General features: G+C 71.5%; 9 protein-coding genes. 2 read left to right on the forward strand and 7 right to left on the reverse strand.

The features are described 5' to 3' along the window. Positions 1-479: 479 nt before the first annotated feature. A complete protein-coding gene (locus ABD374_RS26355; protein ID WP_425577354.1) occupies positions 480-2,246 on the reverse strand; it encodes a DEAD/DEAH box helicase in 1,767 nt (588 codons plus the stop codon). Between the two features lie 89 nt (positions 2,247-2,335). Next, entirely contained in the window at positions 2,336-2,539 is a 204-nt protein-coding gene (locus ABD374_RS26360) for a cold-shock protein (RefSeq protein ID WP_015607926.1), read from the reverse strand. Positions 2,540-2,604: 65 nt separating this feature from the next. On the opposite strand from ABD374_RS26360, the gene ABD374_RS34735 reads away from it, so the two are divergent. Continuing rightward, positions 2,605-3,276, forward strand: a complete 672-nt coding sequence (locus tag ABD374_RS34735; RefSeq protein WP_425577355.1) for an aromatic-ring hydroxylase C-terminal domain-containing protein — start codon at positions 2,605-2,607, stop codon at positions 3,274-3,276. Here ABD374_RS34735 and ABD374_RS26370 read toward each other — a convergent pair. Continuing rightward, on the reverse strand, positions 3,257-3,808 hold the full coding sequence (locus ABD374_RS26370) for a HutD/Ves family protein (protein WP_344498130.1): 552 nt from the start codon (positions 3,806-3,808) through the stop codon (positions 3,257-3,259). The genes ABD374_RS34735 and ABD374_RS26370 overlap by 20 nt on opposite strands. Then, positions 3,805-4,521, reverse strand: coding sequence for a VWA domain-containing protein (locus tag ABD374_RS26375; RefSeq protein WP_344498132.1), 717 nt, complete (start codon positions 4,519-4,521; stop codon positions 3,805-3,807). Before ABD374_RS26375 ends, ABD374_RS26370 begins: the two co-directional genes overlap by 4 nt. Positions 4,522-4,685: 164 nt before the next feature. On the opposite strand from ABD374_RS26375, the gene ABD374_RS26380 reads away from it, so the two are divergent. Beyond that, positions 4,686-5,603 (forward strand): rhomboid family intramembrane serine protease, encoded by a 918-nt coding sequence (locus ABD374_RS26380; protein ID WP_344498134.1) that lies wholly within the window; start codon positions 4,686-4,688, stop codon positions 5,601-5,603. A 537-nt stretch (positions 5,604-6,140) separates the two neighbouring features. Here the strand turns inward: ABD374_RS26380 and ABD374_RS26385 are convergent. The 3 genes from ABD374_RS26385 to ABD374_RS26395 all read right to left on the reverse strand — a co-directional run bounded on the left by ABD374_RS26385 (position 6,141) and on the right by ABD374_RS26395 (position 13,176). Next, on the reverse strand, positions 6,141-7,601 hold the full coding sequence (locus ABD374_RS26385) for a glutamate synthase subunit beta (RefSeq protein ID WP_344498136.1): 1,461 nt from the start codon (positions 7,599-7,601) through the stop codon (positions 6,141-6,143). Next, positions 7,594-12,153, reverse strand: coding sequence for a glutamate synthase large subunit (gene gltB / locus ABD374_RS26390; protein ID WP_344498138.1), 4,560 nt, complete (start codon positions 12,151-12,153; stop codon positions 7,594-7,596). The genes ABD374_RS26385 and gltB overlap by 8 nt, the downstream gene beginning before the upstream one ends. 291 nt (positions 12,154-12,444) lie before the next feature. Beyond that, a complete protein-coding gene (locus ABD374_RS26395; protein ID WP_344498140.1) occupies positions 12,445-13,176 on the reverse strand; it encodes a VIT1/CCC1 transporter family protein in 732 nt (243 codons plus the stop codon). Positions 13,177-13,216 lie beyond the last annotated feature (40 nt).

The following is a 13,216-nucleotide window of genomic DNA, read 5'->3' on the forward strand; positions in this document are numbered from 1 at the left end:
GGCCGCGCTCCACACGGCGTCCGTGCAGGACCGTCCCGGCATGGTGCGGCTGCTGCTCGCGGCGGGCGCCGACCCCGACCGGGCGAGCGGCGCCGGCGCTCGCCGGTTCCGGGGCCGACACCCCGGACATCCGCGACGCGCTGGCGGACCGGCTGGAGGACCACGACGCCGACACGGCGGCGGAGGCGGCGCGCGGCCTGGCGGCGCGCCGGGACCCCCGGGCGGTCGAGGCGCCGGCCCGCCTGCTGGGCGGCGAGGACCCCGAGGGGTACGCGTACGCGACGGCGGTGGAGGCGCTGGAGCACATCGAGGACGCGACGGTACGGCGCCGGCTGGAACGCACGCCGCCGCGCTACCGCTGAGAAGCGCTTTCCGTCTACCGGGGCCCTGCCCCGGCAGCGGTCCAACGGGCCTCGGGCGCCGGACGGGCTGAGGAACCCAGCCCGTCCGGCGCCCGAGGACGACGTCCGGAAGCCGCTCTAGGCGGCAGCGCTGCGGCTGCCCCGGCCCCTGCCACGGCTGCCGCTGCCGCTGCCGGGAGCACGCTCGCCCTGACCGCGGCCGCCGCCGCTCTGGGCACCCTGCCCGCGGCCACCGCCCTGTGCACGAGCGGCGCCGCCACGCTCACCCTGCGCCCGGCCACCCGCCTGGGCACGCTCGCCCTGGCCGCGACCGGCGCCCTGAGTACGACCGGCGCCCTGGGCGCGCTCACCCTGGGTGCGACCGGCGCCCTGGGTGCGCTCGCCCTGCGTGCGGCCGCCACCCTGCGTACGGGTTCCACCGGTGCCGCCGCCACTGCGGCCGGCACCGCCGCCACGACCGGCGCCACCCCCGCGGCCGCCGCTCTGCGGACGCCGCTTCGGCTGCGCGGAAGCCTGCTGCTGCGGAACCTCGATCACGATGGCGACGCCCGAGGGCTCCCGCGCACCGGTGATCCGGGCCAGCTCGTCGTCGCTGGACTTGACCCGCGCCGTCTGCGGAACGATGCCGGCGGCCGACATCAGCTGCGTCATCTCGCGCTTCTCGTCGGGCAGCACCAGCGTCACGACGCTGCCGGACTCGCCGGCGCGGGCGGTACGGCCGCCGCGGTGCAGGTAGTCCTTGTGGTCGGTCGGCGGGTCGACGTTGACCACGAGGTCGAGGTCGTCGACGTGGATGCCGCGCGCCGCCACGTTCGTCGCCACCAGCGCGGTGACCTGGCCGGTCTTGAACTGGTCGAGCGTGCGGTTGCGCTGCGGCTGCGAACGGCCGCCGTGCAGCGCCGCGGCGTGCACACCGCTGGCGAGGAGCCGCTTGGCGAAGCGGTCCGCGGCACGCTTGGTGTCCACGAAGAGGATCACCCGCCCCTCGCGGGCCGCGATGCGCATGGCGACGGCCTTCTTGTCGGTCTCGTCCGCGACGTACAGCACGTGGTGCTCCATCGTGGTCACCGCGCCCGCGGACGGGTCGACGGAGTGGACCACCGGGTCGGTCAGGAACATCCGCACGAGGCGGTCGACGTTGCGGTCCAGGGTCGCCGAGAACAGCATCCGCTGCCCGTCCGGCTCGACCTGCTTGAGCAGCGCCGTGACCTGGGGGAGGAAGCCCATGTCGGCCATCTGGTCGGCCTCGTCCAGGACGGTGATCGACACCTGCCCGAGCTCCGCGTCGCCGCGCTCGATGAGGTCCTTCAGACGGCCCGGGGTGGCGACGAGCACTTCGGCACCGCGCCGCAGCGTGTTCGCCTGCTTGGTGATCGACATGCCGCCGACGACCGTGGCCATCCGCAGGTTCACGGCCGTGGCGTACGGCGTGAGCGCGTCGGTGACCTGCTGCGCGAGCTCCCGGGTGGGCACCAGGACCAGCGCGAGCGGTGCGCGCGGCTCGCAGCGCCGGCCCGCGGTACGGGCCAGCAGCGCGAGGCCGAAGGCGAGGGTCTTGCCGGAACCGGTGCGTCCGCGGCCGAGGATGTCGCGGCCCGCGAGCGAGTTCGGCAGGGTCGCGCCCTGAATGGGGAAGGGCTCGGTCACACCCTGGGCCGCCAGGGTCTTGAGCAGGGCCGCGGGCATGTCGAGGTCGGCGAAGGCCTCGACGGCCGGCAGCGCCGGGGTGACGGTCTCCGGCATCGCGAATTCACCCTGCACGGGCACGGCCCTGCGGGCGGGACCCTTTGCGGGGGCCTTGCCGCGAGCGGCCTGCGAGGAGCGATTGCGGACGGGACGGGCGGAGCGTGCGCTGGCGGCGGCGGGGCGTTCGGAGCGGGTCATTCAGGTTTTGCCTTCCTGGAAACAAGCACAAGCCGGGGCCCGCACCTTCACGGTGCGGGCCCCGGCTGGCGAGGTATCGCGTCGGCTGATTAGGCCGGGACGATGTTCTCCGCCTGCGGGCCCTTCTGGCCCTGCGTGACGTCGAAGGAGACCTTCTGGCCCTCCTGGAGCTCACGGAAGCCCTGGGTGGCGATGTTGGAGTAGTGGGCGAAGACGTCAGCGCCGCCGCCGTCCTGCTCGATGAAGCCGAAGCCCTTTTCCGAGTTGAACCACTTCACGGTTCCAGTAGCCATGTCATTCTCCTAAAAAACTGGGGCAGATCCGGAAATCCGCACTGCACGGATTCCACGTCGCCGCAATGAGCCCCATCCGGAGAACCGGAAAACAAAATGCGCCTGAGGAAGCATTCCCGTCAGGCGCACATAATGTTTATGGGTACCAAAACTGCAACTCGTCCACCTTAACACGATGCCGCCGGAGCACCACCCCCTCACCCCAAGAAGATCGCGCCGCCGCCGGCGACGCGCCTCGCGGTCGGTCCTCGCGGACCTCTCCGTCGCCGTTGCCCCGGCGGCTCGTCCGTACCGGGCCGCCCGGCCGCCAGGCCCGTACGACCAGGGCGTCACCCTCGGCGGAGGCCCCGGCCACGGGTGGGCAGGGTCCTGCTCGCGGGCGCCGCGGCACACCCGCACTCCCCGGCCGGCGCGTGCCGGACGTCCGGCTCCGGGAGGGCCGGCTGTACGAGGCGCTGCGCGCGGGCCGGTTCGTGCTGATCACCCCGCGGGACACGGAGGCCGGCCACGACGAGCGGTTCACCGTGGCGCACTGGGCGAGTGAGCGCCGCCTGACCCTGCTCGTCCGCCCCGGCGGTTACGCGGCCTGGGCATCGGAAGAGGAAGAGAGAAGAAGAGAAGAAGGAGGAAGAAGAGGAGGAAGTGGCGTCGTGAACACACTCCTTCGGCCTCCAGGCCGCCGAGGAGACGCGAGGCCGCCGCGCCGCCGGTCCCCGCTCAGCCGGCCGGGAGGGTGACGACCGCCGCGTGGCCCCCGGTGGAGAGGGTGCCCGGTGATCCGGTCACCACGGCGTCGTACCGGCCGAGGGTGACGCCCCCGAACGACGCGGCCCCCTCCAGCGCGACGATCACCACCGTCCCGCCGGGCGCAACCGTGACGTCCATACCGGCGCGCGCCACCACGACCCGCGCGGCCGTGCGGCCCCTGCGGTACATGACGTTGAAGTTCACCACCCGGCCGCCGAGCAGCCGGCAGTCGGTGGCGACGTCCCCGGGGAAGTCCTGCGGGACGTAACGCGCGTCGACGAGCCGCCGCTCCCCGCCCACCGTGAGGTCCATCCCCGCGCCCTCGGTCATCGTCAGGATGCGGTCCACCCCGGGGAACGCCGAGAACGGGCCGTCCCCCTCGACCTCCGCGAGGCTGATCCGCCAGTCGAAGCCTGTCGTCCCGGCGCCCTCGGGCCACGCCGCGATCTCCCGGGTGACCCCGCCGCCGTTCTTCCACGCCACGGCCGTACGGCCGGCCGCCTCCAGCACCCGGACCGTCATCGCACGACGCCCTGCGCCCGCGCCGCCGCCAGCCAGACCGGGAACTCCCGCACCAACCGGTCGTACAGCTCCGCGTCCGAGACCTGACGCGGGTCCGGCCCGGCGTGGAAGTAACCCGCGTTGTCGACCGGGCGCCTCGCCGGGACGGCCAGCTCGTCCAGCTTGCGCAGGAAGTCGAACTGCGTGCTGCGCGTGTTGCCGAAGCCCACGAACTGCCAGAACAGCGGCAGCTTCGCGGCCTTGCAGACGTACCGCTCCGCCGCGAGCTTGTTGATCGGGCCGCCGTCGGTCTGGAAGACCACCAGGGCGGGCGCCGTCGACCCGCTGTCGAGGTAGTGGTCGATCACCGCGTCCATGGCCAGGTGGTAACTGGTCTTCCCCATGTGGCCGAGCCCGGCGACGATCGTGTCGATCCGCCCCCGGTGGTTGTCGAGGGCGATGTCCGTGACCGCGTCGACGTCCGTCGAGAAGAAGACGAGGGGCACGCTGCCGTCGTCGTCGAGGTTGGCCGAGAGGCCGAGCACCCGGTCGGCGAGCGCCTGCACACTGCCGTCCTGGTAGTACGGCTTCATGGAACCCGAGTAGTCGAGGACCAGGTAGACGGCCGCGCGCTGCCCGCTCAGCCCGTGCTCGCGCAGCGAGACCCCGGCGCTCTCGTAGAAGCTGACGAGTGCGGGCGCGGTCTCCTCGACCTTGTGGAGGCTTATCGCCACGTCGGGTCTCCGTTTCGTATTCGTACGGGGCCGGCGGGAGGGGCGGGTCCGGCGGGCCGGTGGCACCGGCCGGGTCGGCGGAACTGCCGGACCCGTACGCTATCTTGATCGCCGCCGACCCCACCGGCTCTCCCCCGTTTACTCAGAAGGCCAAGGAGCCGGCTGTGGAAGCCGCTGTCACGACGTGTTACCGCCACCCCGGGTACGAGACGTACGTGAGCTGCACGCGCTGCGAGCGGTTCATCTGCCCCGACTGCATGCGTGACGCGGCGGTCGGGCACCAGTGCCCCGAGTGCGTGAAGGAGGGCCACAGGTCCGTCCGGCAGGCGCGCACGGTCTTCGGCGGCGCGGTGACCGGGGCGGCGGCTCCCGTGGTGACGTACGCGCTGATCGCGCTGAACGTCCTCGCCTACCTCGGCGAACTGGCCCGCCCCGGCCTCCTCGACCGGTTCGGCATGCTCGGCCTGGGCCTGCTGGGCCCCGACGGCACGCTCTTCCTCCACGAGGGCGTGGTCCACCCCGGCCTGACCGCCGTCGGGGTGGCCGACGGCGAGTGGTACCGGATGCTCACCGGCGCCTTCCTCCACCTGCCCCCGACCGGGGGCAGCTTCGGCATCATGCACATCGTCATGAACATGCTGTGCCTGTGGAACGTGGGCAGGACCGTCGAGGACCAGCTCGGCCGGGCGCGCTACGCCGGTCTCTACCTGCTGTCCGCGCTCGGCGGTTCGGTGGTGGTCTATCTGATCGCGCCGCAGGACACCGTCGTGGGCGCCTCGGGCGCGGTCTTCGGCATCTCCGCCTCGTACTACGTGATCTGCCGCCGCCTGGGCCGTGACATGCGGGCCGTCAACCGCTTCCTCACGGGGCTCCTCGTCTGGATGGCGGTCTCCGCGCTGTTCGCCTCCTGGGAAGCCCACCTGGGCGGCCTGCTCACCGGCGCGCTGGTCGGCCTGGCCTTCGCGTACGCGCCCCGCAAGAACCGCACCGCGATCCAGGTGGCGGTGTGCGCCGGGGTGCTGGTGCTGCTGGTCGCGCTCGTGATGATGAAGACCTCGGCGCTGACGGCGGGCGCGGTCTGACGCCGCAGCCGCCGGCCGAGGGCGGCGGGCGGAGCTTGCCCCCGGCTTTCCCTCTCCCCGGTGCTCGGCGTCTCCGGCGCCGCCCTGATCACCCTGGTCCAGTCCCGCGTGGGCGACGCCTCCCCGGCGGCGGACATGGCGTCGGGCAGGCTCGCGGGCCCCCGCCACGCCGTACCGGCCGGGCAGTCCACCCACGCCTGGCAGTACGCGCTGACGGCGGTGACGGCGGACCGATCGTCAGGGCGACGCCCGCCGCGACGGCCACGTCGACGTTCCTCAGAACCCGGGCAATGGACCGTTCGGGCCGGCCCACGCGCGCTGCCCTGTGCGCAACTCCTCCCCCGTGGTGGTCCGACGGTGGGAGACGCGCGTACGGACCCGCCGGACCATTCGTGGCCGGGAGAAATCAGGCCCGCCCGGGCGGTCCGGTCCCGGAACGCGCCGCGGCGCCCACCCAGTGTCCGGTCGGGGACGGGGCAGGCGCCGCGTTCAGTTCCGCACGCCGTTGTGCGGGACGTCTGTGGGAGGGAGCGTACGTCAGACGGTCAGCGCACGGTCCGTCGGCTTCACCGGGGCAGGCAGTTCGCTTTCCCCCGTCAGGTAACGGTCCACGCCGCGCGCCGCCGAGCGGCCCTCGGCGATCGCCCACACGATGAGCGACTGGCCGCGGCCGGCGTCACCGGCGACGAAGACGCCGTCGACGTTCGTCGCGTACTGCCCGTCGCGCGCGATGTTGCCGCGGGCGTCGAGCTCCAGGCCGAACTGCTGGACCAGGCCGTTCTCCTGGTCCGTGCCGGTGAAGCCCATGGCGAGGGTGACCAGCTGGGCGGGGATCCTCCGCTCGGTGCCGGGCTTCTGCTCCAGCTTGCCGTCCTTGAACTCCACCTCGACGAGGTGAAGGAACTGGACGTTGCCGTCCTCGTCGCCCTCGAAGTGGGTGGTGGAGACGGAGTAGACCCGCTCGCCGCCCTCCTCGTGCGCGGAGGTGACCTTGTAGAGCATCGGGAACGTCGGCCACGGCTGGTTGGCGCCGCGCTCCTCGCCCGGCTTCGGCATGATCTCCAGCTGGGTGACGGAGGCCGCGCCCTGGCGGTGGGCGGTGCCCACGCAGTCCGCGCCGGTGTCGCCGCCGCCGATGACCACGACGTGCTTGCCCTCGGCGGTGATCGGGGAGACCGTCAGGTCGCCCTCCTGCACCTTGTTGGCGAGCGGCAGGTACTCCATCGCGAAGTGGATGCCGTTCAGCCGGCGCCCCGGGACGGGCAGGTCGCGGGAGACCGTCGCGCCGGCGGCGATGACCACCGCGTCGTACCGGCGCCGCAGCTTCGCGGCGTCGACGTCGCGGCCGATCTCCACCTCGGTGCGGAACTTGGTGCCTTCCGCCCGCATCTGCTGGATGCGCCGGTTGATGTGCGACTTCTCCATCTTGAACTCGGGGATGCCGTAGCGCAGCAGGCCGCCGATGCGGTCGGCGCGCTCGTACACCGCGACCGTGTGACCCGCCCGGGTCAGCTGCTGGGCGGCGGCGAGACCCGCCGGGCCCGAGCCGATGACGGCGACGGTCTTGCCGGAGAGGCGCTCGGGCGGCTGCGGGGTGACGTCGCCGTTGCCCCACGCCTTGTCGATGATGGTGACTTCGACGTTCTTGATGGTGACGGCCGGCTGGTTGATGCCGAGCACGCACGCCGACTCGCAGGGAGCCGGGCACAGCCGCCCGGTGAACTCCGGGAAGTTGTTCGTGGCGTGCAGCCGCTCGGACGCCGCCGACCAGTCCTCGCGGTAGGCGTAGTCGTTCCACTCGGGGATGAGGTTCCCGAGCGGGCAGCCGTTGTGGCAGAACGGGATGCCGCAGTCCATGCAGCGGCCGGCCTGCTTGCTGATGATCGGCAGCAGGGAGCCGGGAACGTAGACCTCGTTCCAGTCCTTGACGCGCTCACCGGCGGGACGGGTCCTGGCGACCTCGCGTCCGGTGGTCAGGAAGCCCTTGGGATCAGCCATGGGTCGCCGCCTCCATCATCTTCTCGGTGGTCTCCTGCTCGGAGAGACCGGCGAGCTCAGCGGCGTCCTTGGCGGCGAGCACTGCCTTGTACGTGGACGGGATGATCTTGCTGAAGCGGGTCACCGCGGTGTCCCACTCGGCCAGCAGCTTCGAGGCGACCGTGGACCCGGTCTCCTCCTCGTGGCGGCGCACCACATCGTGCAGCCACAGCTGGTCGGCGTCGTCGAGGGTCTCGACCGCTCCGGCGTTGCCGGAGTTGACGTTGTCCGGGTCGAGGTCGATGACGTACGCGACGCCGCCGGACATGCCGGCCGCGAAGTTGCGGCCGGTCTCGCCCAGCACCACCGCGCGGCCGCCGGTCATGTACTCGCAGCCGTGGTCGCCCACGCCCTCCGAGACGACCGTGGCGCCGGAGTTGCGGACGCAGAAGCGCTCGCCCGTCCTGCCCCGCAGGAAGAGCTCGCCGCCGGTCGCGCCGTACGCGATGGTGTTGCCCGCGATCGTCGAGTACTCGGCGAGGTGGTCGGCGCCCCGGTCCGGACGGACGATGATCCGGCCGCCCGAGAGGCCCTTGCCGACGTAGTCGTTGGCGTCGCCTTCGAGCCGCAGCGTCACACCGCGCGGCACGAACGCGCCGAACGACTGGCCCGCGGACCCGGTGAAGGTGATGTCGATGGTGTCGTCGGGCAGACCCGCACCGCCGAACTTCTTCGTCACCTCGTGGCCCAGCATGGTGCCGACGGTCCGGTTGATGTTGCGGATCGCGACCTGCGCGCGGACCGGTCCGGCGGCCTCGGCGCTGCCCACGGCCAGGGCGTCGGCGGCGAGCCTGATCAGCTCGTTGTCGAGCGCCTTCTCCAGCGCGTGGTCCTGGGTGGTGATCTGGTGGCGGACCGCGCCTTCCGGCAGCTCGGGAACGTAGAACAGCGGCTCCAGGTCGAGACCCTGCGCCTTCCAGTGGGTCACGGCCGCGTCGGTGTCGAGCAGCTCGGCGTGGCCGACGGCCTCCTCGAGCGTACGGAAACCCAGCTCGGCCAGCAGCTCGCGCACTTCCTCGGCGATGAACTGGAAGAAGTTGACGATGTACTCGGCCTTGCCGGAGAAGCGCTCGCGCAGGACCGGGTTCTGGGTGGCGATGCCGACCGGGCACGTGTCGAGGTGGCAGACGCGCATCATGACGCAGCCGGAGACGACGAGCGGCGCGGTCGCGAAACCGAACTCCTCGGCGCCGAGCAGCGCGGCGATGACGACGTCGCGGCCGGTCTTGAGCTGGCCGTCGGCCTGGACGACGATACGGTCGCGCAAGCCGTTGAGCAGCAGCGTCTGCTGGGTCTCGGCGAGGCCGAGCTCCCAGGGACCGCCCGCGTGCTTCAGCGAGGTGAGCGGCGAAGCGCCCGTACCGCCGTCGTGTCCGGAGATCAGCACCACATCGGCGTGCGCCTTGGACACACCCGCGGCGACGGTGCCGACACCGACCTCCGACACCAGCTTCACGTGGATACGCGCCGCCGGGTTGGCGTTCTTGAGGTCGTGGATCAGCTGGGCCAGGTCCTCGATGGAGTAGATGTCGTGGTGCGGAGGCGGCGAGATGAGCCCCACGCCCGGCGTCGAGTGCCGGGTCTTGGCCACCCACGGGTACACCTTGTGACCGGGCAGCTGACCGCCCTCGCCGGGCTTCGCGCCCTGCGCCATCTTGATCTGGATGTCGTCGGCGTTGACGAGGTACTCACTCGTCACACCGAAACGTCCCGAGGCGACCTGCTTGATGCTGGAGCGCCGCGCCGGGTCGTACAGCCGCTCGGCGTCCTCGCCGCCCTCACCGGTGTTGGACTTGCCGCCCAGCTGGTTCATGGCGATGGCGAGGGTCTCGTGCGCCTCCTGGGAGATGGAGCCGTACGACATGGCGCCGGTGGAGAAGCGCTTGACGATCTCGGAGACCGGCTCGACCTCGTCGATCGGGATGGCCTCGCGGCCGCTCTTGAAGCCGAAGAGCCCGCGCAGCGTCATCAGCCGCTCGGACTGCTCGTTCACGCGGTCCGTGTACTGCTTGAAGATGTCGTACCGGCGGCCCCGCGTCGCGTGCTGGAGGCGGAAGACCGTCTCCGGGTCGAACAGGTGCGGCTCGCCCTCGCGGCGCCACTGGTACTCGCCGCCGATCTCCAGCGCGCGGTGCGTGGCGGCGATGCCGGAGACGGGGTACGCCTTGGCGTGCCGGGCGGCGACCTCCTTGGCGATGACGTCGAGACCGGCGCCGCCGATCTTGGTCGGCGTACCGTGGAAGTACTTCTCGACGAAGGCCTCGTCCAGGCCGACGGCCTCGAAGACCTGCGCGCCCCGGTAGGAGGCGACCGTGGAGATGCCCATCTTGGACATGACCTTCAGGACGCCCTTGCCGAGCGCGTAGATCAGGTTCCGGATGGCCTGCTCGGGCTCGGCGCCCTCGATGAACGTCCCCGCGCGGACCAGGTCCTCGACGGACTCCATGGCCAGGTACGGGTTGACGGCGGCGGCGCCGAAACCGATGAGCAGCGCGACGTGGTGCACCTCGCGCACGTCGCCGGCCTCGACGAGCAGCCCCACCTGGGTGCGCTGCTTCGTACGGATGAGGTGGTGGTGCACGGCGGAGGTGAGCAGCAGCGACGGGATCGGCGCGTGCTCGGCGTCCGAGTGCCGGTCGGAGAGCACGATCAGGCGGGCGCCGGCCTCGATGGCGGCGTCGGCCTCGGTGCAGATCTCCTCGATACGGGCGGCCAGCGCTTCGGCGCCGCCGCCGACGCGGTAGAGGCCGGACAGCGTGGCGGCCGTCAGGCCCGGCATGTCGCCGTCGGCGTTGATGTGTATGAGCTTGGCCAGCTCGTCGTTGTCGATCACCGGGAACGGCAGGGCGACGTTGCGGCAGGTCGCGGCGGTCGGCTCCAGGATGTTGCCCTGCGGGCCGAGCGAGGAGCGCAGCGAGGTGACGAGCTCCTCGCGGATGGCGTCCAGCGGCGGGTTGGTGACCTGCGCGAAGAGCTGGGTGAAGTAGTCGAAGAGCAGCCGGGGCCGCTCGGACAGCGCCGCGATCGGCGAGTCCGTGCCCATGGAACCGAGCGGCTCGCCGCCGGTGCGGGCCATCGGCGCGAGGATGACGCGCAGCTCCTCCTCGGTGTACCCGAAGGTCTGCTGGCGGCGCGTGACCGAGGCGTGCGTGTGCACGATGTGCTCACGCTCGGGCAGGTCCTCCAGCTCGATCTCGCCGGCTTCCAGCCACTCCTGGTACGGCGCCTCGGCGGCGAGGCCGGCCTTGATCTCGTCGTCCTCGACGATCCGGTGCTCGGCGGTGTCGACCAGGAACATCTTGCCGGGCTGGAGCCGGCCCTTGCGGACGACCTTGGCGGGGTCGATGTCGAGCACGCCCACCTCGGACGACAGCACGACGAGCCCGTCGTCCGTCACCCAGTAGCGGCCGGGACGCAGACCGTTGCGGTCCAGTACGGCGCCGACCTGGGTGCCGTCGGTGAAGGTGACGCAGGCCGGGCCGTCCCAGGGCTCCATCATCGTCGCGTGGTACTGGTAGAACGCGCGGCGGGCCGGGTCCATGGAGTCGTGGTTCTCCCACGCCTCGGGGACCATCATCAGCACGGAGTGCGGCAGCGAGCGCCCGCCGAGGTGCAGCAGCTCCAGCACCTCGTCGAAGGACGCGGAGTCGGAGGCGTCCGGCGTGCAGACGGGGAAGATCCGCTCCAGCTTGTCCGCACCGAACAGATCCGACGCGAGCTGGGACTCGCGGGCCTTCATCCAGTTGCGGTTGCCCTTGACCGTGTTGATCTCGCCGTTGTGCGCGACGAAGCGGTACGGGTGTGCGAGCGGCCAGCTCGGGAAGGTGTTCGTCGAGAAACGCGAGTGGACGAGGGCGACGGCCGTGGCGCAGCGCCGGTCGGACAGGTCCGGGAAGAACGGTTCGAGCTGCCCGGTGGTGAGCATGCCCTTGTAGACGATGGTCCGCGCCGACAGCGACGGGAAGTAGACCCCGGCCTCGCGCTCGGCGCGCTTGCGCAGGACGAAGGCCTTGCGGTCCAGGACCAGCCCGGTCGACGTGCCGTCCGCCACGAAGACCTGGGCGAAGGCCGGCATGGTGGCGCGGGCCCCGTTGCCGAGCAGCGAGGGGGTGACGGGAACCTCACGCCACCCCAGGACCTCGAGTCCCTCTTCGGCGGCGATCGCCTCGATCTGCGAGACGGCCTGTGCGGAGCCGTCGGCGGGGAGGAAGGCGATGCCGACGGCGTACGCGCCGGCCTCGGGGAGGTCGAACGCGGTGACCTCGCGGAGGAAGGCGTCGGGGACCTGGAGCAGGATTCCGGCGCCGTCGCCGGAGTCGGGCTCGGATCCCGTGGCACCGCGGTGTTCGAGGTTGCGCAGTACGGTCAGCGCCTGCTCGACCAACTCATGGCTGGCCACACCGGTGAGGGTGGCCACAAAGCCGACGCCACAGGCGTCGTGCTCGTTACGGGGGTCGTACATCCCCTGCTGGGCGGGGCGACCGTCCATGGGCGACCAGGCGTCGGAACGCATCGGCACTCCCGTCGTCGTCGTGGCATATGCAGCTACCGAGGGACGACGTTGGCCCTCCGCGAAATTTCGTGCAGGTTACATGATGGCTGGCTTCTCGCGAAGTGGATAGCTCATTCCAGCATGCGGACACCGCCCATAGCGGTGGAGGTGGGGCGGAGAAGGACAGAACGAATCAGTCCGGCCGTCACGGAGCAGGCTTCATTGCCTGCGGTGTCGTGGGCTCATGCCCGATGGTTGCGGAATCGAAACCACCGGGTAACAGACTACTTATGTGGAGCCCTGCATAGTGTCTCACCCTATGGCTGTTCCGAACAGAGCGCCGAGGGCGTACGTCACACCGGCCGCGGCCCCGCCGAGCGCCAGCTGCCGCAGCCCGCTGAACCACCAGGACCGCGCCGTCACCTTCGCCACCAGCGCCCCGCAGGCGAAGAGGCCGACGAGCGCGAGCAGCACCGCGGGCCACATCGTCGAGGCCCCGAGCAGATAGGGCAGCACGGGCAGCAAAGCACCCAGCGCGAACGCCCCGAACGACGATACGGCGGCGACCAGGGGTGAGGGAAGGTCCCCGGGGTCGATACCCAGCTCCTCGCGGGCGTGGATCTCCAGCGCCTGCTCGGGGTCCCTGGACAGCTGGGTGGCGACCTCGCGCGCCAGCCCGGCCTCCACCCCCCGCGACACGTAGAGCGCGGCGAGCTCCTCCAGCTCGTCCTTGGGGTGCTTGCGCAACTCGCGCCGCTCGACGTCGAGTTCGGCCTCCACCAGCTCCCGCTGCGAGGCCACGGAGGTGTATTCGCCCGCCGCCATGGAGAAGGCGCCGGCGGCGAGCCCGGCGAGCCCCGTGATGACGATCGTCTGCTGCCCCACGGAACCACCGGCCACACCGGTCATCAGCGCCAGGTTGGACACCAGACCGTCCATCGCGCCGAAGACCGCCGGACGCAGCCAACCCCCGTTCACATCGCGGTGCGTGTGGTTGTCGCGGTGCGCCTCGTGCAGCGTCGCCTCGGTCTCGATGATGGTCATTCCGCCCGTTCCCCTCTCGCCGGAGGCGGGGCCGTGTGCG

This window comes from Streptomyces enissocaesilis, from assembly GCF_039533765.1.
In the GTDB taxonomy this organism is placed as follows: Bacteria; Actinomycetota; Actinomycetes; order Streptomycetales; family Streptomycetaceae; genus Streptomyces; species Streptomyces enissocaesilis.